At 61.0% G+C, this 19,941-nt stretch carries 18 protein-coding genes; 3 read left to right on the top strand and 15 right to left on the bottom strand.

Annotated elements, in window-relative coordinates; genetic code table 11:
* Positions 1-236: 236 nt before the first annotated feature.
* The 7 genes from wrbA to CRO06_RS04075 form a co-directional block, all read right to left on the bottom strand.
* Positions 237-836 carry an NAD(P)H:quinone oxidoreductase gene (wrbA, locus tag CRO06_RS04045; protein WP_097057784.1) on the bottom strand — a complete coding sequence of 200 codons (600 nt, stop codon included), beginning with the start codon at positions 834-836 and terminating at the stop codon, positions 237-239.
* 82 nt (positions 837-918) lie between these two features.
* The gene (locus CRO06_RS04050) at positions 919-1,173 is read right to left on the bottom strand and encodes a hypothetical protein (protein ID WP_097057785.1); all 255 of its coding nucleotides are present in this window, start codon (positions 1,171-1,173) and stop codon (positions 919-921) included.
* A 64-nt stretch (positions 1,174-1,237) separates the two neighbouring features.
* On the bottom strand, positions 1,238-1,618 hold the full coding sequence (locus tag CRO06_RS04055; protein WP_022995708.1) for a hypothetical protein: 381 nt from the start codon (positions 1,616-1,618) through the stop codon (positions 1,238-1,240).
* Between the two features lie 47 nt (positions 1,619-1,665).
* Positions 1,666-2,283 (bottom strand): murein transglycosylase, encoded by a 618-nt coding sequence (locus CRO06_RS04060; RefSeq protein ID WP_026948701.1) that lies wholly within the window; start codon positions 2,281-2,283, stop codon positions 1,666-1,668.
* Between the two features lie 107 nt (positions 2,284-2,390).
* The gene (locus CRO06_RS04065) at positions 2,391-3,995 is read right to left on the bottom strand and encodes a zinc-binding metallopeptidase family protein (RefSeq protein WP_097057786.1); all 1,605 of its coding nucleotides are present in this window, start codon (positions 3,993-3,995) and stop codon (positions 2,391-2,393) included.
* A gap of 174 nt (positions 3,996-4,169) precedes the next feature.
* A complete protein-coding gene (locus CRO06_RS04070; RefSeq protein ID WP_022995711.1) occupies positions 4,170-4,940 on the bottom strand; it encodes a helix-turn-helix transcriptional regulator in 771 nt (256 codons plus the stop codon).
* Positions 4,941-5,093: 153 nt separating this feature from the next.
* Positions 5,094-6,146, bottom strand: coding sequence for a YeiH family protein (locus CRO06_RS04075; protein WP_097057787.1), 1,053 nt, complete (start codon positions 6,144-6,146; stop codon positions 5,094-5,096).
* A 99-nt stretch (positions 6,147-6,245) separates the two neighbouring features.
* Here CRO06_RS04075 and CRO06_RS04080 point away from each other — a divergent pair, with 99 nt between their 5' ends.
* Complete coding sequence (locus CRO06_RS04080) at positions 6,246-7,112, top strand: LysR substrate-binding domain-containing protein (protein WP_097057788.1); 867 nt, start codon at positions 6,246-6,248, stop codon at positions 7,110-7,112.
* Here the strand turns inward: CRO06_RS04080 and CRO06_RS04085 are convergent, their stop codons facing one another.
* From CRO06_RS04085 to acnA, 7 genes are all read right to left on the bottom strand, one after another.
* On the bottom strand, positions 7,113-8,822 hold the full coding sequence (locus CRO06_RS04085) for an ABC transporter substrate-binding protein (protein ID WP_080531335.1): 1,710 nt from the start codon (positions 8,820-8,822) through the stop codon (positions 7,113-7,115).
* The gene (locus CRO06_RS04090; RefSeq protein ID WP_179746458.1) at positions 8,819-9,892 is read right to left on the bottom strand and encodes an ABC transporter ATP-binding protein; all 1,074 of its coding nucleotides are present in this window, start codon (positions 9,890-9,892) and stop codon (positions 8,819-8,821) included. Before CRO06_RS04090 ends, CRO06_RS04085 begins: the two co-directional genes overlap by 4 nt.
* Positions 9,879-10,919 carry an ABC transporter ATP-binding protein gene (locus tag CRO06_RS04095; protein WP_097057789.1) on the bottom strand — a complete coding sequence of 347 codons (1,041 nt, stop codon included), beginning with the start codon at positions 10,917-10,919 and terminating at the stop codon, positions 9,879-9,881. The genes CRO06_RS04090 and CRO06_RS04095 overlap by 14 nt, the downstream gene beginning before the upstream one ends.
* Before the next feature lie 30 nt (positions 10,920-10,949).
* A complete protein-coding gene (locus tag CRO06_RS04100; protein ID WP_022995717.1) occupies positions 10,950-11,903 on the bottom strand; it encodes an ABC transporter permease in 954 nt (317 codons plus the stop codon).
* An 11-nt stretch (positions 11,904-11,914) separates the two neighbouring features.
* Positions 11,915-12,874, bottom strand: coding sequence for an ABC transporter permease (locus CRO06_RS04105; RefSeq protein ID WP_022995718.1), 960 nt, complete (start codon positions 12,872-12,874; stop codon positions 11,915-11,917).
* A gap of 534 nt (positions 12,875-13,408) precedes the next feature.
* A complete protein-coding gene (locus CRO06_RS04110; RefSeq protein WP_022995719.1) occupies positions 13,409-13,969 on the bottom strand; it encodes a hypothetical protein in 561 nt (186 codons plus the stop codon).
* A gap of 403 nt (positions 13,970-14,372) precedes the next feature.
* Positions 14,373-17,135 (bottom strand): aconitate hydratase AcnA, encoded by a 2,763-nt coding sequence (gene acnA, locus CRO06_RS04115; RefSeq protein ID WP_179746460.1) that lies wholly within the window; start codon positions 17,133-17,135, stop codon positions 14,373-14,375.
* A gap of 205 nt (positions 17,136-17,340) precedes the next feature.
* Between acnA and CRO06_RS04120 the strand changes: the two genes are divergently transcribed.
* Both CRO06_RS04120 and CRO06_RS04125 read left to right on the top strand, forming a co-directional pair.
* A complete protein-coding gene (locus CRO06_RS04120; RefSeq protein ID WP_031228470.1) occupies positions 17,341-18,078 on the top strand; it encodes a TerC family protein in 738 nt (245 codons plus the stop codon).
* Between the two features lie 131 nt (positions 18,079-18,209).
* Complete coding sequence (locus CRO06_RS04125; RefSeq protein WP_097057873.1) at positions 18,210-19,436, top strand: branched-chain amino acid ABC transporter substrate-binding protein; 1,227 nt, start codon at positions 18,210-18,212, stop codon at positions 19,434-19,436.
* A 60-nt stretch (positions 19,437-19,496) separates the two neighbouring features.
* On the opposite strand, the gene hpaR is transcribed toward CRO06_RS04125, so the two are convergent.
* Positions 19,497-19,925: a homoprotocatechuate degradation operon regulator HpaR gene (gene hpaR / locus CRO06_RS04130; RefSeq protein ID WP_014995628.1), complete on the bottom strand. Its 429-nt coding sequence runs from the start codon at positions 19,923-19,925 to the stop codon at positions 19,497-19,499.
* Positions 19,926-19,941 lie beyond the last annotated feature (16 nt).

Below are 19,941 nucleotides of genomic sequence, written 5' to 3' on the forward strand. Positions count from 1 at the left end.
CGCCCGCACCGCCTTCGCCCTGATGAAGCAGCAACAAGAATATTGCCCCGCAAAGCTCTTTTAAGCGTTGCAGGGCACCATAGAATCTCCCACAGTAGCTTCGTAGCCCTTTCTGTGCCAGAGGGCGCCGTTTATCCGGGCAGGAAGAGGAAAAAAAGGCCGCCTGTAAGGGAGGGGGAAGGCGGCCAAAGGGGGGATCAGAGCAAGACGAGAGAAGTGTCAGGCTGAATTGGATGTCACAGTTTCGCGGTCAGGCGGGCTACCTGTTCACCCTGGTAGCGGGCCAGATTGAGTTCCTTGGTGCTGGGCTGGCGGCTGCCGTCGGGACCGGCGATGGTGCCGGCTCCGTAGGGGGAGGCGCCATGTACTTCACTGATGTCCATTTGCTCCTGACCGGGGTCGGCATAGCCCAGTGGCACGATGATGAAGCCGTGGTGGGCCAGGGTCAGCCAGGTGCTGATGATGGTGGTTTCCTTGCCGCCGGCGGTGCCGGTGGAGGTGAACACACTGGCGACTTTGCCGGCCAGGGCGCCCTGGGCCCACAGCCCGCCGGTCTGGTCCCAGAAAGTGCGCATCTGGCCACTCATGTTGCCGAAGCGGGTGGGGGTGCCGATGATGATGGCGTCGTAGTCCTTGAGTTCCGCCGGGCTGGCCACGGGGGCGGTCTGGTCGGTTTTGCCACCGGCGTTCTTGAACGCCTCCGGATCCATGGTCTCGGCCACTCGTTTGACGTCCACTTCCACGCCGTCGACCTTGGCGGCGCCTTCGGCCACGGCTCGGGCCAGACTTTCGATATGACCGTACATGGAGTAGTAAAGAACCAGAACGCGCTTCATCGGACTCTCCTGTTGAGGATGGGAGAGCCCAAGATAGCGTTGACGCCCGGGAAGAGGGAGAGGACTGACTGAAACGAATTGATCAGTTTTTCTGATCTGACTTCGGGGCGGCTTTCAATGACTGGATTTCCTTTTCCAGGGCGTCCAGGTAGGCCTGTTGCTGTTCCAAAAGCCGTTGTGTGGTGGCCTGCTGGTCGGCCAGGGCCGCCGCCCGCTCACTCAGTTCCTGCCGCTCTCGCAGCAGGGCGTCGCGGGTTTCGTCCCGGGCCGCGTCCGCCGCCGTGGCCGATGAAGCCCACAGCGACAGGGCGAGTGAAAAGAGAGCTACAAAACGCATGACGGGAATGGCGGTGACCGTGGTGGGGACAGTGTAGCAGATCCCGCCGATCCCGTGAGCCGGACTACTTGATCATGCCGTTGAAGGCCTGACTCATCTGTTGCTGCAGTTCCTCACAGGCGGATTCTTGCTCGGCCTTGGACATGGTGTCCCAACGCTCATCGGTTTTTTTCTTGCCAGCGTCAAAGGCGGTGTCGAACTCCTCGGCGGTGAGACCCATTTGCGACATCTGCTGTTTCTGCTTAGCTTTCATGTCGGCCAGTTGGTCCTTGGTATAATCGCCGCATACTTCGGCCGCAGAGTGCATGCTGCCGCTGAAAGTGGCCAATTGATGCCCCATCTGGGCCATGTTGGGGGCGGCTTCGGGAGACTGCGCATGCAGTGAACCGAAAGCGGTGATGGTGATGGAGGCCGCCAACAGACGGGGCAGAATGGATTTCAGCATGGTTTCCTCTCCTTGAAGTGAAACGGGTCGATGAGTCCTGATCGGGCTTATCGCAGTGAACGATGCAGCGTGACCGCGGCCTCGATGACGCGATCATTGGTGACGTTCCTCAGTTCTTCCACCTTTTGCAAGTACAGTCCGCCGGCGGCGAAGGAAATGTTGACGTGGCCAACCACGACTTGTGGACCGACCATGCCCAACTGGGCGGCGGGGTCGAGTTTGCCGCCCATGTCGACGACATAACCGCCAAGCGCTTCGACGCGGGCATCGTCATACACCATGCCAAGGTCACGCAGGGTTTTCTCGTCGGAGCTGTCCCGCGGATCCACCGTGATGCCGACCGTCAGGCTGCCGCCCTTGACCATTTCGAAAGCGTTGTCGTTCCGCACCCGGGGTGTCAGCCAGGTGCAGTTGACGCCATAGCGGCCATCTTCCTGATAACGACCAGGTTCGCCATCATCGTCGGCGGGCGTCAGGCCGCTGACCAGGTCCCCGAGGAGAGCGGCCAGGCCGTCGCAATCGGGAATGCGTTCATAGGCGGGTAGCGTTGCCGCGGCGGTGTTGGCATCGCCGCTGGATTCGTCATCGCCACATCCACTCAAAACGAGTGCGGCAAACAAGAAAAGAAAAGCGGAGTGGAAAGACGGATCCTTGTACCTGCTCATATCCCTGATTCTTTTAAGTTGAGGGTGGTCGGTCACGAACAGGGTCATTATCGATGGCCCCGGAGGGGGCCGATACCCCCCAAAGGGGGGGTATTGGGGAGGGAGGGTCAGGGTGCCATTGGCTCGATGGTCTCGCTAAGGGTGGTAAGGTCCTCGGCGGGGACCTTGCTCAGATCGAGCACCATGCGGGTGAAGGCCACCATTAGCGAATGCACGCGCTGGAAATCGGTTTTCCCAACAGTGTCCACGCCCCAGTTGAGCAGGTAGTTGGGGCCGGTGATGTAATTGGCGTCCGACATTTTGTTGTGGCTGTAGAAGTATTGCCCCTCGCCGGGCCAGACCGCTTCATGCTTGCTGGCGTCGGCATCCGGGTTGAGTGGGGCGGAGATGATCACCGGGCCGGCGTCAGCGGCTTCGGAGGCCCGGTAGGCGGCGTCGGCCAGGCTCTGGATTCGCGGGGCGAAAAAGCAGGCCAGTTCATCCAGACCGGTGGGTTGCAGAATACCGTTGCCGTCGGGTTCCCAACGCTGGGCTCCCAGGTGTTCGACGGTGATGATGGACTTGATCCGGTCCAGCAGGCCGTCGTCCGCATGTTGCCGCAGGAAACCTTCAATGCCGACGCCACCGGCGAAATGACCGCTGGAGAACATCACCATCACGGTACGCGGTAGCGCCGATTGCGGCAGGCGCGCCAGATACTGGGCGATGCCGATGATGGCGTCCGGCCCGTTGTCCTCCAGGCCATTGGTGCCGTCGGTATGACTGTGGATCACGGTGATCTCATCGCTGGCGCCGGGGATCATGGCCACCACATTGTGAGTGGCGGTGTCGGCCACGCTGGCGGGCAGATGAAGCGTCAGCTCGGTACCATTGGAGAGTCCCTTTAATTGCTCGCCGAGGTCCCGGTCCACGTACAGCGCCGGTACCCGCCGGATGATGCCGTCATAAGGGAAATAGGAACCATGGGCGGTTTCATAGGGCATTTGCAGGATGCCGATGGCGCCCACCGCTTCGGTGTCGCCGAGCGCGTCCAGGGTACGGGTTACCGCATCGATGGCCAGATACGGGCGCGAGTAAAGCTCGTCGGGGGAGAACGAGGACAACGGATCCCACACGTGCATGGCGTTATCGAGAAAGAACCGCGTCGGCACGGTGACATTGGGGACGTCGAACAGCACGATTCTGCCGGCCACGGTGGACGGGTCCACCGGTTGGGTAATATCCACATGGACGGTGGGTGCGGTCACGCCATGCTCCGGAGTGCTGCCTGAGTAGGGGATATAGGAGGCAACCCGCAACGGCTCGCCATTCAGCGTCAGACGCCAGTCGGTGGTGGACCAGCGCGGGAAGGTTACCGGTTCCAGCACCACGTCGCGGACTCCGGCGCAGTCAAGGCGCCCGGCCAGTGTGCGGATATAGGCGTCCTCCGCCGGCCCGCCGGTGTCGCGCAGTCCCAGGGCATCCAGTTCGCGGTGCCATTGCTTGAGCTGGTCAACGGAGATGAACTGATTGGCATCGACGTGGCGTGCGTTGTCCACGCTCAGTCCGTCGCTGGGCCAATCATGCCGGGCGGCACAACTGAACTCGCTGCCGTGATCGGAAGAGTCGCCGCCGCAGGCCGCCAGCATCAGAGTGAGAGCGGCGAGCACGCCGGTACCGGTGACGGTTTTCAGAAAGGGGAAGTGGCCGAGCCAACGGAAAAGCAATGTCATTGTTGTTCTCCACGACGACGATGCGCCGCCATTGTTATCGGGATGGATTATCGGGATAGGGGGCTATCGAAGCGGAGTGCTCAATAGCCGGAATATTGTCGATGGCACCGGGTGGGCCCGATATCCCCCCAAAGGGGGAGAATCCCGTCAAAACGGGGGAAATGGCGGGGTGTGTCAGGCGCGGGTGATCAGACCCAGTTTCAACGCCCTGGCCACCGCATCGGTGCGGCGCTTGGCGCCCAGGCGCTGCATGATGCGGCGCACATGGTCCTTCACTGTGTGGGGGCTGCGGCAGATATATTCCGCGATTTCGCTATTGGAATGGCCGGCGGCCAGCAGGTTGAGGATCTTCAGATCCTGCTCGCCGAGCCCGTGGCGGGCGGCGCTGAGCCGGCTGAGCGTGTCTTCCATTTCGCCAAACACGGTGCCGGAAGGTTCGCCCTGATCCTCGTCCCCGTACAGCAATTCCGTGAGCCGGGAATACAGCGCGGCGGCGATGCGGGTGCGTTCGTCCAATAACGCCATACGGCGGGATTTTTCCTGTACCTGCGCCTGTAACGCCTTCAGCTCGCTGATGTCCCGGGCTATGCCTTGCCGGCCAACCACGCGACCTTCGCGCACCAGACTGGCGGCGCGTACTTCCAAATGTACTTTGCCACCGTCACGGTGGAGAGCCTCGACCTCGAAGAACGGAGCGATGCGGCGGCCGGCCACGCCGTTGAGAAAATGCTGGCTGGCCACTGGCGCGGTGGCAGGCGTGAGCAGAGTGTCGAAGTGCTGGCCCAGCAGCTCGTTTCGGTGATAACCGAGTACTTCTTCCATGGCACGATTGCAGAAGGTGAAGCGGCCATCCAGATCCAGGGTGTAGATGATGTCGCCGGCGGCCTGCACCAGACTTTCAAAATCCGGTTGTGCCAAGGGCGTGGAGGTCGGGGCTGAAACCATAGTGCTCTCCTGAGCCGGGGCGGGTGCCTGGCTTTGTTATTTTGCCCGGAGTATAAGCCAGCCCGGTCGGAACCGGCAGGCGGTGGCGGGAGGCCTCCGCACAGACCCGCTGTCCCTGATGGAGGGGCTACACGGCTTTCCTTAAAAAGACATTCAAACAGCCCCGCTCAACAGGGCGGCGAAGACCACCGCCAGGGTGGCGAGCCAGAGAATCGCGCCCAGGGCCAGAGGCCGCCATCCGGCCCGGCGGAGCAAATCAAAGTGGGTGCTCAAGCCCAGTGCCGCCATCGCCAGCGCCAGCAGAATGTCGTCCAGGCCGGCCAGAGGAGAAGCCAGGGAATCGGGCACCCAGCCCAGGCCGTTGACCACCAGGGCACCGACGAACCAGAAGGCGAAAGCGGGCAGCACCGGCCGTGCCCTGATGGCACTGTTTGCGATGCTGGTACCGGCGCCAGCGGCGGCGGCGCGGTGCGCACCCATGCCCAGTATCAGCAGTACCGGCGCCAGCATCATGACCCGAACCATTTTAACCAGCAGGGCACTGTCCACCAGCGCCGGCGACATGGCCTGGGCGGCGACGATCACCTGGGCCACCTCCTGGACGCTGGCTCCCACCAGCACGGCGAAGTGATTCTGGTCCGGAAACAGCGTTGGCAGATGGTGATACAGCAGTGGTAACAGCAGCATGTTGAGCGTGCCGAACACCACCACCGCCGCCACCGCCATGGCGGTATCCCGGTCGCGGGTTCCCAGCACCGGCTCGGCGGCGAGCACCGCGGCGGCACCGCAGATACCATTGCCGGCACCGATGGAGAGCGCGGCGGCGCGGCTCATGCCCAGCCAGCGCTGCCCCAGCCAGCCGCCGAGTATAAGGCTCAAGACGATTTGTCCCGCGTTCAGGGCGATCACGCCCAGGCCCAGCTCGCTCACGGCGTCCAGGGGGATGCGCAGTCCGTAGACGACGATGGCGATTTTCAGAATGGGGCCCTTGAACAGTGCCAGCGCGGATCCGCCCGCCTCGCGCAGCGATGCCGGCAGCGGTTGCGCCACCACCAGGCCGAGCAGCATGGCCAGGGCCAGCGCGCCCAGCCCCCAGTGTTGAGCCAGCCGGCTGTGGGCCAGCCCTATTCCGGCCAGGGCGCAGGCCAGGACCAGCAGCGCCATGGGCCAGTGGGGGCGGGGCAGGGCGAGAGAGAGTGTGCGCATCGGTGGTTCCTTTGATCCTTTGGCAAGGTCAAGCCACTATGCCGAAGCGCCATAAATAATAATATTTGATAATTATAAACTTATAACTAAAATAAATTTATGAATGAAACGACACTAAAACAATGGCGGCTGTTCCTGGCGGTGGCGGAAACCGGTTCAGTGGCGGCGGCGGCGGAACGGGTGGCGCTGACCCAGCCGGCGGTGAGTCAGGGCCTGGCGCAGTTGGAGCAGCGGCTGGACGCACGGCTGTTCGACCGTGTTGGTCGCGGGCTGGTTCTGAATGACCGGGGGCGGGCGCTGATTCCGGAAGCCCGCGCCTTGCTGACACAGCTCGCCCGTTGCGAGAGGCTGTTCCAGTCGCCCCCGTTGGAGGTGATGCTGGCCGCCACCCACACTTTGGGCAATTACTATCTGCCGCCATTGCTATCCGCATTCAGGCAGCGCCATCCGCGGGCGCGGGTCCGGATGGATGTGGTCAATACCCGCCAGGCGGTGGCATTACTGCTGGAACTGAAAGTGGATCTGGCGCTGGTGGAGGGGCCGGTGTCCCACCCTTTGCTGCGAGTGCGGCACTGGCGCGACGACGTGCTGCTGCGGGTGGCGGCGCCGCCGGTGGCGGCGGCGCTGCATGCGGACGCCTCGCGTTGGCCCTGGGTGATGCGCGAACCGGGATCGGGTACCCGGGCGGTGATTGAGAGCAACCTGGGGGCGGCGTTTCCACGGCGGGAGCGGATATTGGAACTGGGGGCCGGCGAGGCGGTGCGCCAGGCGCTGGTGGCCGGGGCTGGTGTCGGCTATGTCAGCGAGACCAGTGTGAGCGCGGCACTGGCCGACGGTCGGCTGGGTACGGTACCGGGGCCGCACCAGCGTTTGGTTCGGCCGCTGTACTGGGTACGACACGCCCGGCATGAGCCGGGCGCGGGGGAAACGGCCCTGGGGGCCGTGTTGCGGGAAGCGGTGCCGTGATCAGCGTGCTTTGCCCATGCTTTCCTTCATCTTCTGATCAATCCAGATGCGTGAGTAGATGGCGTTGGGTTTGACCGCGCCGATACGTTGCTCACCGTAGTAGTTCTTCACCCACGGCCACCAGGCGGAGTAGCCCATTTCCGTGGGCAGCCACACGTGCGGCACGGCTTCCTCGATGATGAAATCATTCAACTCTTTCAGCATCGCATTGCGTTTCTCGGTGTCCGGTTCCTTGATGGCGGCGTCGATCTTCCGGTCAAACTCCTCGTTGCTGTACCAGGAAGCGTTCCAGGTCTGATCGGTGCGGAAGCTCTTGCGCAGGACCTGGATCGGGTTACCGGAGCCGTTGTTCATCAGATAGCCGCCGGCCTGGGTCTTGCCGCGCATGTTGGAGCGGAAGGCACCATACTCCATGGTCTTGATGTTCACTTTCACACCGACCTGCTGGTAGTAAGCCTGCAGCATGGGCGCCACATCCATGTGGTAGGGGCTGCAGGAGCAGACCTGCAGATCGAAGCTGAAGCCTTTTGGATAACCGGCTTCGGCCAGCAGTTTTTTCGCTTTCTCCGGATCGTACTCGAACAATTCACGGGCTTCGGGGGAGAGCTGATCCAGCGGGGTGTAGAATTCGGTCCAGCGCTGCGCGAAGGGGTAGTTGAGCAATTCGCCCTCACCGTTGAGCAGCGAGGAGAGAATGGCTTTCTGGTCCACCGCGATGTTCAGGGCGCGGCGCACGCGTACATCATTGAAGGGCTTTTGATCGGTGCGCAGGGCGATGTAAGTGCCATTGGTGGAAAGGTTTTTGCGGAACTGGAGCTCCGGCGCGGTTTTCTTCAACTGATCCACCAACTGCCAGCGGATCGCCTCCATGATATCGATGCGGCCGGAACTGAGCGCCGCCACCGCGCTCGCCTCATCCTTGATGATGTGATAGACCACTTTATCGTTCAGCGGCAGCGGGTATTCCTTGCCGTTGAGGGTCACCGAATCCCAATAGTCGTCGTTCTTCGCGTACACCTGCTGACGACCGGTCTCGATTTTTTCGATGCGATAAGGCCCGGTGCCGGCGGCATTACGCCAGTCCGCGCGTTTCTCTTCGCTGAGATTCTGCCACTCCGGCGGAGAGATGCCGTCGTAGTATCCCCAGGCAATCCGGTACGGCCAGTTGCCGTGGAACTGGTTGAAATAAGCGATCACGGTGTGGTCATCCGGCGCTTCCCAGCGCTCGATGAAATCCCAGAAGGTGGGGATGGCGCGGGGACTCTCGCCACGGCTTTGGAACGAAGTGATGACGTCGTTGGCCACCAGCTCCCGCTTTTTCATCACGCCGGGCACTTCCTGCCACTGGACGCCCTTGCGCAGGTGGAAGATCACCCGCATGGGGTCTTCCTTCACCTCCCAGCTTTCCGCCAGGCTGCCTTCCAGCTGGTTGTAGGGAATATAGGCCTGCTCGACGAAAGAATTTTCGTTCTTGCCACGCGGGCCGTATTGCAGATCGCCGCGCAGCAGGGATTCCAGTTGCAGATTGTCGTGGTTGCCTTTCCAGGTCCAGTTCTGCAAATCCCAGGTAGTGGCATCCAGAGTGCGGTACATGGTGGAGATATTCACGGTGCCGCCGAGCTGGGGTGTTGCTTCCTCGGCGGCCTGGATAGCACCGGCGGCGCCGAGCGTGGCCAGAACCAGAGTGGTTCGAAGGGTGCGCAGAGTCATGCGATGTTCCTCGCTTGTTCTTGGTATGAAGGTTCGGAGTGATTCATCTCCGCCGCCCGGGACGGGTCGTGAAGGTGGCAGGCGACGCTGTGGCCGTCTTCCACGTCGAGCGGCCTTGGTGCCTCGCGGCGGCACAGATCGGTGGCGTGGGGACAGCGGGGATGGAACGGGCAGCCCGGAGGCGGATCGATGGGGCTGGGGACTTCGCCGTCGACCGAAGGGTTGAAGCGGGCCTGGACCTCCGGGTCCGGATCGGCGATGGGAATGGCGCCCAGCAGCGCCTGGGTATAAGGATGGCGCGGTGCCTGATACAGCCGCTCCCGATCCGCCACTTCCACTACCCGCCCCAGATACATCACCACGATGCGGTGACAAAGGTGGCGCACCACCGCCAGGTCGTGGGCAACGAATAAATAGGTCAGGCCGAGATCCCGTTGCAGATCTTCCAGCAGATTGATGACCTGGGCCTGGATCGACACGTCCAGGGCGGACACCGGCTCGTCGCAGATGATCAGTGACGGATCCGCCGCCAGAGCCCGGGCGATACCGATGCGCTGTCGTTGCCCGCCGGAGAATTCGTGGGGATAGCGGTCGGCCATTTCCGCTTTGAGACCGACCCGGTCGAGCAGATCCATGACCCGTTCCCGGTATTCCGCCCGGGTGCGGGTAAGCCGGTGCACGCGCAGCGGTTCGCCGATGATATCCAGTACGCGCATACGGGGGTTGAGCGCCCCGAACGGGTCCTGATAGACCATTTGCATCTTGCGCCGCAGCCGCTTCGTGGTGGCCGCGTCCGGATGGCTGATATCCTCGCCGTCAAAGACGATGCGTCCTTCCGTGAGCGGGGTCATACGCAGTACCGCCAGACCGGTGGTGGACTTGCCGCAACCGGATTCGCCCACCAGGCCCAGGGTTTCGCCGCGATGCACGGTGAAATCGACACCGTCCACCGCCTTGACCATGGCGGCGGGTTTGCCGAACAGACCCGGGCGCAAAGGAAAGTGTACTTTCAGGCCGCTGACCTGGAGCAAGGGGGTGGTGACGTCGGTATGAGAGTCAGTGTGTGTCATCGAGATTCACCCAGCAGGCTTTCCAATGTTCTTCATCTAGCCGCTCCAGCGGAGGCCGTTCCTGCTTGCAACGGGGCTGGGCGAAGCGACAACGGGGGTGGAACGGGCACCCGGACGGAGGATCGGACAGATCCGGCGGCGAGCCGGGAATGGGTGTCAGACGATTGCCAATGGCGTCGTTGAGCCGTGGCATGGATTCCATCAGGCCCACTGTGTAGGGGTGTCGCGGCCGATGAAAAATATCGTGGGCGGTGCCGCGCTCGACGATGCGGCCGGCGTACATGACGTTGATGCGGTCGGCGTAGCGGGCCACCACGCCGAGGTCGTGAGTGATCAGCATCATCGACGACTGACTGGCGCGGGTGATATCGCGCAGCAGTTCCAGAATTTGCGCCTGCACCGTGACGTCCAGGGCGGTGGTGGGTTCGTCGGCGATGATCAGCCGGGGCAGGCAGGCCAGTCCCATGGCGATCATGACACGCTGGCGCATGCCACCGGATAGCTCATGGGGGTAGGCGTCGAGGCGTTTTTCCGGATCACCGATACGCACCTGGCGCAGCAGTTCGATGCATCGCTCACGAACCTTGTCCTTGGGCACACTGCCGTGAACGCGCAGTGGTTCCGCCAGTTGCCGGCCGATGCGCAGACTCGGATTCAACGAGGTCATCGGCTCCTGGAAGATCATGGAAATGTCGCGGCCCCGGAGCTGACGAATGGCGTCGTCGGGCAGATCCAGCAGATCCTGTCCGTCAAACAGCACCCGGCCGCCGATGATCTGCCCCGGCGGGCTGGGGATCAAACGCAGCAGCGACATGGCGGTGATGCTTTTGCCGGAGCCGCTTTCGCCAACAATAGCGAGCACCTCTCCGCGGCGCACGTCGAAGCTGACATCGTTGACCGCGTGAACCACGCCGTCGTCCTTCTCGAACACGGTGTGCAGATTTTCCACTCGCAACAGTGTGGCTGCGGGCTCGGTGCGCGGCGCGGTCGTGGCCGTCGCCGTCGCCGTCGAAGTTTCTGTGGACATGGTCTCTCCCTTCCTCGAACCAGGGGCCGGTCAGCTGCCGATGGTGCGTTTGACGCGGGCCAGATAGCGGCCGCCACCGCCGCGCATTCTCGGGTCGAGCAGGTCACGCAGGGCATCGCCGAACATGTTGATGCCGAACACCGCCACGGTCAGCGCGATGCCGGGCGCGATCGCCAGCCACGGCGCTTGGAACATATAACTGCGGCCGTCCAGGCTGAGCATGCCGCCCCAGCTCGGCTCCGGCGGCGGAATTCCGAGACCGAGAAAACTGAGTCCGGATTCGGCCAGAATCACCGCCGCCAGACGCGTGGTGTAAAGCACGATCAGCGGTGCCATGACGTTGGGCAGAATATGTTTGAGCAAAATACGGGGACTGGAGGCGCCCATGGATTGCGCCGCGTGAACATAGACGTTCTGTTTGGCACTGAGCACCGCGCCGCGAATGATGCGCGAGCCGGAAATACCAAACAGCAAGCCCAGAATAAGGATCACCTGCCAGGTGCCCGGGCCGAGGACCGCCACCGCCACGATCAGCAGAATCAGATCGGGAAAACACATCCAGCCATCCACCAGGCGTTGAATGATCATGTCCAGACGGCCGCCGAAATAGCCGCTGAGAATCCCCAGCAGCGCGGAGATGACAATCGACAAGGTGGTGGCGGCGAAGGCCACGATCACCGACAGTTGGGCGCCGTGCACGATGCGCGCGAAGACGTCACGCCCCAACTGGTCGGTGCCCAGCCAGTGTTCCGCTGAAGGCGCCTTCAGCCGTTCAATGGGATTAATGGCGTTGAACCCTTCGGGGGCAATGACGTCGGCGAACAGGCCGGTCAGTAGCAGCACCAGGCAAATCATCGCGCCCAGGGCGCCGAGGGGACGCTCCTTGCACAGCCGGCGCAGGAAACGCAGCGTTTTGGGATGGGCCCGGCGGCGCGGCGGCGTGGCCGGAGCGGCGGCCGCGGGGGTCTGTATGGACAGGCTCATGGCGGTCTCCGTCAGCGGTCGTAACGAACTTTGGGGTCAAGGTAGCCGTAGCACAGATCAACCAGCAGGTTGACCAGCATCACCACCACGCCGGTGACCAGAAAGACGCCGGTGATGACCGGGTAATCGCGGGTGCTCACCGCTTCCAGCAGCAGCTGTCCCAGCCCCGGCAGGCGAAAGATCTGTTCGATAATGACGGTGCCGCCGAACAGGATGGGGACCAGGATGCCGACCAGGGTGATTACCGGAATCATGGCGTTCTTCACCGCGTGCATCAGTACCACCCGGCGCTCGCGCAGCCCCTTGGCCCAGGCGGTGCGGATGTAATCCTGACGCAGCACTTCCAGCATCATGGTGCGGGTCATGCGCATGATCACCGCCGATAGCGAGGTGCCCAGAATCAAGGAGGGCAACAGGAAGGTCTTGAGATTTTCCAGCGGGTTTTCAAAGAACGGCACCAGCTCATTGGGCGGCGACCAGCCCCACCACAAGGCCGGCAGGATCACCACCAGGGTGCCGAGCCAGAAATTGGGCATGGCCAGGGCAAGGATGGAAAAGGTGCGGCCAATATGATCGCCCAGGGTTTCCTGCCGGACCGCGGCGAAGATGCCAATGGGCAGCCCGATCGCCAGCGCGATCAGGAGCGCCAGAATGCCCAACTCCAAAGTGACGTCCAGGCGTGCCGCGATTTCCCCGGTGACCGGGGTATTGCGCCACAGCGATTCTCCCAGATCCCCTTGCAGGGCATCGCCGGCCCAATGCAGGTATTGCTGATAGAGAGGCTTGTCCAGGCCCAGCGCTTGTTCCAACTGGGCCCGGTCTTCCGGCGCGCCGGAAGAGTAGACGTTCTCGCTGAGCATCAGGTCGAGAACATCACCGGGAACGAGACGGACCACGGTGAACGCAATGACACTGGCGATGAACAGGGTGGGAATCAGCGCCAGCAGGCGCCGTAATACATAGAAACCCATGTTGACTACCTGTTTCCCGAGCCTGGCCCCGGCGATGTTCCGCTCTTGTCGGGCCGTATTGTTGTGGATGGTTGTTATGGAACCTTGTTGTCGTAATGACCCGGCCAGGGGCGAGGTCCGTTGGTTTGGCGCAAATAAACGTCAGAGCATTAAAATAATGCCTGATCTCTCGAATAATGAACTTCAATTTCACTTTAGCCCGGCACTTTTTCGGGTGTCAAGGCACACTAGGAGTAGGGGAAAAAGGGGGAACAGTGGTGAGGTTTTGCTTCTATGATTGAGGTGTAACTTGTTGATTTGAAAGGTTATTTCATTTTAATAACGAAAAAGGTGATCGAAAGGACAGTGGCAAAAAAAGCGTGGTCAATGGTTCGAAGGCTCGAATTCCGGCTTCTCTCGTTCAGGAAGAACTGAGTATTTATAATGATAAAGTTAATATAGTGACATTATTTTCGGGCGTTGTTACCAAAGGGATCAGTCGATAGGGAAGAAGGGTAACAGAGCCGCCGGATGGACGGCTCTGTATCGCGGGTATCAGGTTTCCACCCGATGGCTGATCAGGGTGTCGCGGTTGCGACGAGCCCAGTGTTGATAACGCCGTCTGAGGTCTTCTTCGTCGGGCATCGGTTCGCCGACCCAGCGACAGCGCTGCTCCACCGCTCGGCGGAAAGCGCCATAGCCGCCGTAACGGCGCATGGAAAACCACTTCTTGCGCCCCCGGTTGGCGGTGACCGAAAAGTTACCCCCCAGGGGTTTGTCGCGAAAGGTGGCGGTGATACCCACCAGACCGAAGGGGTTGCGGGTTTCGGACATGTGATCCAGTTCGTCGGTGCTGCAAAGGATCAGCGGTCGATGCTTACCCATGGCGGCACGTACCTCCGGCCGTTGGATCTGCCGGTCGCGCCACAGCCTCGCCTGATAGAGCGCCGCTTCGGTACTGCCATACTTGCTGTCGCGGAAAGTGCAGCGTCTCTGTCGTCGTCTTGCCCGCTTATCGATATAGGGAATCGCACACCACCAGAAATCATCTTCGCGGCTGCGATAGACATATAGAAAAGGATGAATTTTCGGGTTGGTAACCGTGGAAATATTCATTCCCTGCCTCCTGCCTCCTTGTGTGCTTTTTTGATCCGTGATGATGAACCTAGGCGGCGTTGCCCGGGGCAGGAGCAACACCTTGCCAGCTCGCCCCGAACGCTGCCGGCGGACTTATCTTTGCTCTGTTATGCGTCGAACGCAAACTTGTTCCTATAAAAAATGCGTAATCTATAAAAAAGGGGACAGATAAAATGTTTCCCGCTTGGAAAAATCGGGAACCGGCCGGCTCTTTATGTCCCGCGTTTGAGGGCTGTAAAGGCGGAAAAAAGCCGTTATCGACGTTTGCCGGCGGACTAAAAAAAGGGGAACGAAAAAGGCGTGTATGCGAGAGATAAAGAAGATAAAAAAGAAAGAAGAGCGCCGACCCTGTTTATACAGAGCCGGCGCGGCAGGGGGAGAGTTACATCATTTGTCGCAGCACATAGTGGAGAATGCCGCCATTCTTGTAGTAGGTCACCTCAGCGCCGGTGTCCAGACGGCTGATCGCCTTGATGCTTTGTTCCTTGCCGTTGCTCTTGCGGAATACCACTTCGATTTCCTGACCCGGTTTCAGGTCGTTGTTCAGTCCGGGGATATCCACTTCCTCGCTGCCATCCAGGTTGAGCGTCTTGCGGTCCACGCCTTCCGGGAATTGCAGTGGCAACACACCCATGCCGATCAGGTTTGAGCGGTGGATCCGCTCGAAGCTTTCGGCGATCACCGCGCGCACCCCCAGCAGACGGGTGCCTTTCGCCGCCCAGTCGCGGCTGGATCCGGTGCCATACTCCTTGCCAGCCACCACCACGCTGGGCACACCCTCCTTGCGGTAACGCATGGCGGCGCCGTAGATCGGCATTTCCTCACCGCCGGGCATGTGCTTGGTGTAGCCGCCCTCAATGTTGGGTGTCATCTCGTTACGGATACGAATGTTGGCGAAAGTGCCGCGCATCATCACCTCATGGTTACCGCGGCGGGAACCGTAGGAATTGAAATTGATCGGCTCCACGCCGTGGCCTTGCAGGTAATGCCCCGCCGGGCTGTCCGCCTTGATCGCCCCGGCCGGGGATATGTGGTCGGTGGTGATGGAATCCCCGAGCAAGGCCAGCACACGGGCGTTCCTGACTGGCTGCACGTCTTCCTCTTCGGGGGTGAGGCCTTCGAAGAAGGGCGGATTCTGGATGTAAGTGGACTTGCTGTTCCACTCATAGGTCTTGGAATCCGGTATCGGCAGGCTTCTCCAGGTCTCGTCGCCGTCGAACACGCTGGCGTACTCGCGGGTGAACATGTCGTTGTTGACCATCACCACCGCATCCTGGATTTCCTTGCTGCTGGGCCAGATGTCCTTCAGATAGACCGGCTTGCCATCGTTGTCGCGGCCCAACGGGTCCTTGTCCAGATCGATCCGCACGGTACCGGCCAGGGCGTAGGCCACCACCAGCGGCGGCGATGCCAGCCAGTTGGTGCGCACGCTCTGGTGTACCCGGCCTTCGAAGTTGCGGTTACCGGAGAGCACCGACGCCACCACCAGATCGCCTTCGGCGATACCGCGGTCGATCTCTTCCGGCAGTGGGCCGGAATTACCGATGCAGGTGGTACAGCCGTAGCCCACCAGGTCGAATCCCAGTTCGTTCAACGGGTCCTGGAGGCCGGTTTTACTCAGGTAGTCGGTGACCACCTTGGAGCCCGGCGCCAGCGAAGTTTTCACCCAGGGCTTGCGGATCAGCCCCCTTTCCACCGCCTTCTTCGCCACCAGGCCGGCGGCCAGCATGACACTGGGGTTGGAGGTATTGGTGCACGAAGTGATCGCGGCGATCACCACGGCACCGTGGTCCAGGTGAAAGCGCTCGCCATTGAGTTCCACTTCCACGCCGCTGGTGGGCTCGTGGTTGCCGACGGCAGTCTGCCCGCCTTCGCCCTCCAGCTTGCTGATCTCGGCGTCATCGAGTTTCAGCTCCTTGGCGAGCAGATCGGCGAAAGTACGTTTTACTTCCGTCATCGCTACCCGGTCCTGGGGCCGTTTCGGACCGGCCAGGCTGGGGACCACGTCGTCCAGGTCCAGCTCCAGGGTGTCGGTGAAGACCGGATCGGGATCGGCGCTGGAGCGCCACAGGCCCTGGGCCTTGCAGTAGGCTTCCACCAGGTCCACCACTTCCTGGGGGCGGCCGGTGAGCTGTAGATACTCGGTGGTCCGTTCGTCGATGGGGAAGAAGCCGCAAGTCGCGCCGTATTCCGGGGCCATGTTGCCGATGGTGGCGCGGTCCGCCAGGCTCAGGTCAGCCAGGCCATCGCCGAAGAATTCGACGAACTTGCCCACCACGCCACGGCGGCGCAGCATTTCGGTGACGGTGAGCACCAGATCGGTGGCGGTAACGCCCTCACGCAGCTTGCCAGTGATCTTGAAACCGATGACCTCCGGGATCAGCATGGCCACCGGCTGGCCGAGCATGGCCGCTTCCGCCTCGATGCCGCCGACACCCCAGCCCAGCACGCCCAGGCCGTTGATCATGGTGGTGTGAGAGTCGGTACCCACCAGTGTGTCCGGATAGGCATAGGTATTGCCGTCGTCGCTGTCGCCGGACCAGACGCCGCGGGCAAGGTACTCCAGGTTGACCTGGTGACAGATCCCGGTGCCCGGCGGCACCACGCGGAAATTGTCGAAGGCCTTCTGGCCCCAACGAAGGAACTGATACCGCTCGCGATTGCGTTCGTACTCAATCTCCACGTTTTCCGAGAACGCCTGGGGATTGCCGAACTTGTCCACCATTACCGAATGGTCGATGACCAGATCCACCGGCGCCAGCGGGTTGATGCGATTCGGATCGCCGCCGGCCTTGCTGATGGCGTCGCGCATGGCGGCCAGATCCACCACTCCGGGCACACCGGTGAAGTCCTGCATCAGTACCCGGGCGGGGCGGTAGTTGATTTCGCGATCGGAAGTGCGTTTCTCCGGCCACCGCACCAGAGCTTCGATATCGTCGACGGTGACGGTGTCGCCATCTTCATGGCGCAGCAGGTTTTCCAGTAGAACTTTCAGGGAAAAGGGCAGTTTGCTGAGGTCACCCCATCCTTTGTCGGCCACGGTATTGAGATCGAAGTAATGATAGGTCCGATCGCCGACGTTCAGCGGCTTGGCGCTGTTCAGGGTGTCCTGGCCAATCCTCGTCACTGCGCACCTCCTTTTCATGCAAGTTGTGGGGTTGGGGTCCCTTGATACTACGCCCATATGGCCGGTACATGAACCTGTGGGCGAGAGGGGGTGACTATAGGTAGGATGGGGGGCGGCAATGGCGCTTCATTGGCCGAAAATGGATCCCTGGGGAGCGGGTGAGGCGCTTGGTTCGGCCCCCCACGCCAGGACTTAATGTGGGTGGCTGGACGAAGGACGATACATGCTTGAGTGGATAACCTCTCCAGAGGCGTGGGTGGCCCTTGCCACCCTGACCGCCCTGGAAATCGTGCTGGGTATCGACAATATCATTTTTCTTTCCATTCTGGTTGACCGACTACCGGAGCGGCAGCGTCCCAAGGCGCGTTTGATTGGCTTGTCCCTGGCCATGATCATGCGGCTGCTGCTACTGGCGTCACTGGCCTGGCTGACCAGGCTCACCGCGGATTGGTTCACGGTGCTGGGGCAGGGCATTTCCGGCCGCGATCTGGTGCTGATTCTCGGCGGTTTGTTTCTGCTGGCAAAATCGGTGATGGAAATTCATCACTCCATTGATGACGCCGGCGAACAACATCAGTTCACCAAGTCCAGGGGCAGCGCTTCCTTTTTCAGTATTCTGGTGCAGATCGCGTTGCTGGATGTGGTGTTCTCGCTGGACTCCGTGATTACCGCCGTCGGCATGGCCAATCATCTGGAGGTGATGGTGATCGCGGTGGTCATCGCGGTGGGCTTCATGATGGTCTTCGCCAATGCCATCGGTAATTTCGTTACCGAACATCCAACCTTGAAGATGCTGGCGCTGTCGTTTCTGGTGCTGGTGGGGACGGCGTTGGTGGCGGACGGTCTCGATTTCCATATACCCAAGGGCTACATCTATTTCGCCATGGCGTTCAGCTTTGGTGTGGAAATGCTCAACCTGCGCATGAGCGCCCGCCGTCGCAGGGCGAGCAGTGGAGACTAGGTGACGCAAGGCAAAATAGACAAGGCCTCGTTGTTGTGCACATACTCTTTGGTATATATACAGAGTAAATATTACAAAGCCTTGCTTCAGGAGGCATGAATAACGCTTATCACAATAACAACGGAGGCTTTATGCGGAGTGCTATTTCTATTCTATTCGCTGCATTGATGATGATGGCGGGGCCGTTGCTGGCGGCGCCGGTGAAAATCGCGCTGATTGATCCGCTGACCGGCCCCATGGCCAGCACCGGCCTGCCGGTATTGGAGCATCTGCGTTTCGACGCGCGACGGCTTAACGCCAATGGCGGATTCAATGGTGATCCCATCGAAATCATCGGGCTGGACAACAAGATCAACCCTCAGGAGAGTCTGGTGCAGTTACAGAAGGCCATCGATGAGGGAGCCCGATACATTGTTCAGGGTAACGGCTCAGCGGTGGGGTCGGCTCTGATCGCGGCGGTGGATAAGTATAACCGGCGTAACCCCGGAAAAGAGGTGCTTTATCTGAACCATGGCGCGGTGGAGCCAAGTTTTACCAATGAACGCTGCTCGTTCTGGCACTTTCGTTTCGAAGCCCATTCCGACATGAAGATGAAGGCGCTTACCGACTGGATCGCCAAACGGGATGACATCAAGAAGATCTACCTGATCAACCAGGACTACAGTTTTGGCCATGCGCTGGCGGAAGCGGCGCGCACCATGCTCAAGGAGAAACGTCCGGACATCGAAATTGTCGGTACGGATTTCCACCCGCTGAGCAAGGTGAAGGATTTCACGCCTTATGTCTCCAAGATCAAGGCATCCGGGGCCGACGCCATCATCACCGGCAACTGGGGGCAGGACATCACCTTGCTGGTCAAGGCGGCGGCGGAGTTTGGTTTGAATGTGCCGTTCCTTAGTTACTATGGCGGCAGCCCGGGGGTGGTCAGCCAGTTGGGCGAGCAGGGTGTGGATCGTATTTATGAGATTTATGGCTATTACGGTGATACCGACGATGACGCTATCGGTGAGCGTCAGAAGCAGATGTATGAAGACAAGAAATGGGATTACTTCCTGTTTTATCCGCGTATCACGGTAATGCTGGAAATGCTGCAAAAAGCGGCGGACAAGGCTGGCAGCAATGATCCGGTGGACGTGGCCCGGGCGCTGGAAGGACTGTCACTGGAGACGTCCTACGGCACCGTCACCATGCGTGGCGAGGACCATCAGCTGCAAACGCCGTTGTTCGTTTCTGTGCTGAAGGACGACATGCCCTATGGCGCCGAAGGCACGGACTTCAATTTCGCCAAACTGGATCGCATCGAACCGGAGGCGGTAACCATGCCGGCCACGGGTTGCCGCATGCGCCGGCCTAAATAACGGACCTGGCGGCCCCTGGTGGCCGCCAGCTTATTTACGGGTTCAGGACTGCTCCTGGGCTCAGGGCTGCAGGTCCCGCAGCCGGCTCAGCAGATCCATCAACGTCTGATAGTCGTCTTCGCCGAGCCGCTGCTGGATCTTCTGATATTGCCGGTTCATGCCTTTGCTCATTTGCGCGAATACCTCATGTCCCTGATCGGTGAGGGTGACGCACAGGCGCCGTTGATCCGTTTCCGGTTTCCAGCGGCGAACGTGGCCGGCTTTTTCCAGACGTACCAGCACGCCGGTAAGGCTGGGCCGGAGAATACAGGCCAGGGCGGCCAGATCACGACTTTCCAGGGTAAAGTCAGGAGCTTGTTTAAGAATACGAATGACTCGCCATTGCTGCTCGGTCAAGTTGTGTTTGTTGAGCAAAGGGCGGAAGTACGCCATCACGGCTTCGCGACCCTGCAACAGGGCCAGGGTGAGGGAGGGTGCGGCTTTGGGCATGCGGGATCGGCGTCCT

Source organism: Alloalcanivorax xenomutans (assembly GCF_900217905.1).
GTDB lineage: Bacteria > Pseudomonadota > Gammaproteobacteria > Pseudomonadales > Alcanivoracaceae > Alloalcanivorax > Alloalcanivorax xenomutans.

What these genes read in the sequence shown, in the direction of transcription:
- CRO06_RS04100 (WP_022995717.1), bottom strand. Translation starts at nt 11,903, where the DNA reads ATGAGCCTGTCCATACAGACCCCCGCGGCCGCCGCTCCGGCCACGCCG.
- CRO06_RS04080 (WP_097057788.1), top strand. Translation starts at nt 6,246, where the DNA reads ATGAATGAAACGACACTAAAACAATGGCGGCTGTTCCTGGCGGTGGCG.
- wrbA (WP_097057784.1), bottom strand. Translation starts at nt 836, where the DNA reads ATGAAGCGCGTTCTGGTTCTTTACTACTCCATGTACGGTCATATCGAA.
- CRO06_RS04105 (WP_022995718.1), bottom strand. Translation starts at nt 12,874, where the DNA reads ATGGGTTTCTATGTATTACGGCGCCTGCTGGCGCTGATTCCCACCCTG.
- CRO06_RS04090 (WP_179746458.1), bottom strand. Translation starts at nt 9,892, where the DNA reads ATGACACACACTGACTCTCATACCGACGTCACCACCCCCTTGCTCCAG.
- CRO06_RS04065 (WP_097057786.1), bottom strand. Translation starts at nt 3,995, where the DNA reads ATGACATTGCTTTTCCGTTGGCTCGGCCACTTCCCCTTTCTGAAAACC.
- CRO06_RS04070 (WP_022995711.1), bottom strand. Translation starts at nt 4,940, where the DNA reads ATGGTTTCAGCCCCGACCTCCACGCCCTTGGCACAACCGGATTTTGAA.
- CRO06_RS04125 (WP_097057873.1), top strand. Translation starts at nt 18,210, where the DNA reads ATGCGGAGTGCTATTTCTATTCTATTCGCTGCATTGATGATGATGGCG.
- CRO06_RS04050 (WP_097057785.1), bottom strand. Translation starts at nt 1,173, where the DNA reads ATGCGTTTTGTAGCTCTCTTTTCACTCGCCCTGTCGCTGTGGGCTTCA.
- CRO06_RS04110 (WP_022995719.1), bottom strand. Translation starts at nt 13,969, where the DNA reads ATGAATATTTCCACGGTTACCAACCCGAAAATTCATCCTTTTCTATAT.
- CRO06_RS04060 (WP_026948701.1), bottom strand. Translation starts at nt 2,283, where the DNA reads ATGAGCAGGTACAAGGATCCGTCTTTCCACTCCGCTTTTCTTTTCTTG.
- CRO06_RS04095 (WP_097057789.1), bottom strand. Translation starts at nt 10,919, where the DNA reads ATGTCCACAGAAACTTCGACGGCGACGGCGACGGCCACGACCGCGCCG.
- CRO06_RS04085 (WP_080531335.1), bottom strand. Translation starts at nt 8,822, where the DNA reads ATGACTCTGCGCACCCTTCGAACCACTCTGGTTCTGGCCACGCTCGGC.
- acnA (WP_179746460.1), bottom strand. Translation starts at nt 17,135, where the DNA reads ATGAAAAGGAGGTGCGCAGTGACGAGGATTGGCCAGGACACCCTGAAC.
- CRO06_RS04120 (WP_031228470.1), top strand. Translation starts at nt 17,341, where the DNA reads ATGCTTGAGTGGATAACCTCTCCAGAGGCGTGGGTGGCCCTTGCCACC.
- CRO06_RS04075 (WP_097057787.1), bottom strand. Translation starts at nt 6,146, where the DNA reads ATGCGCACACTCTCTCTCGCCCTGCCCCGCCCCCACTGGCCCATGGCG.
- hpaR (WP_014995628.1), bottom strand. Translation starts at nt 19,925, where the DNA reads ATGCCCAAAGCCGCACCCTCCCTCACCCTGGCCCTGTTGCAGGGTCGC.
- CRO06_RS04055 (WP_022995708.1), bottom strand. Translation starts at nt 1,618, where the DNA reads ATGCTGAAATCCATTCTGCCCCGTCTGTTGGCGGCCTCCATCACCATC.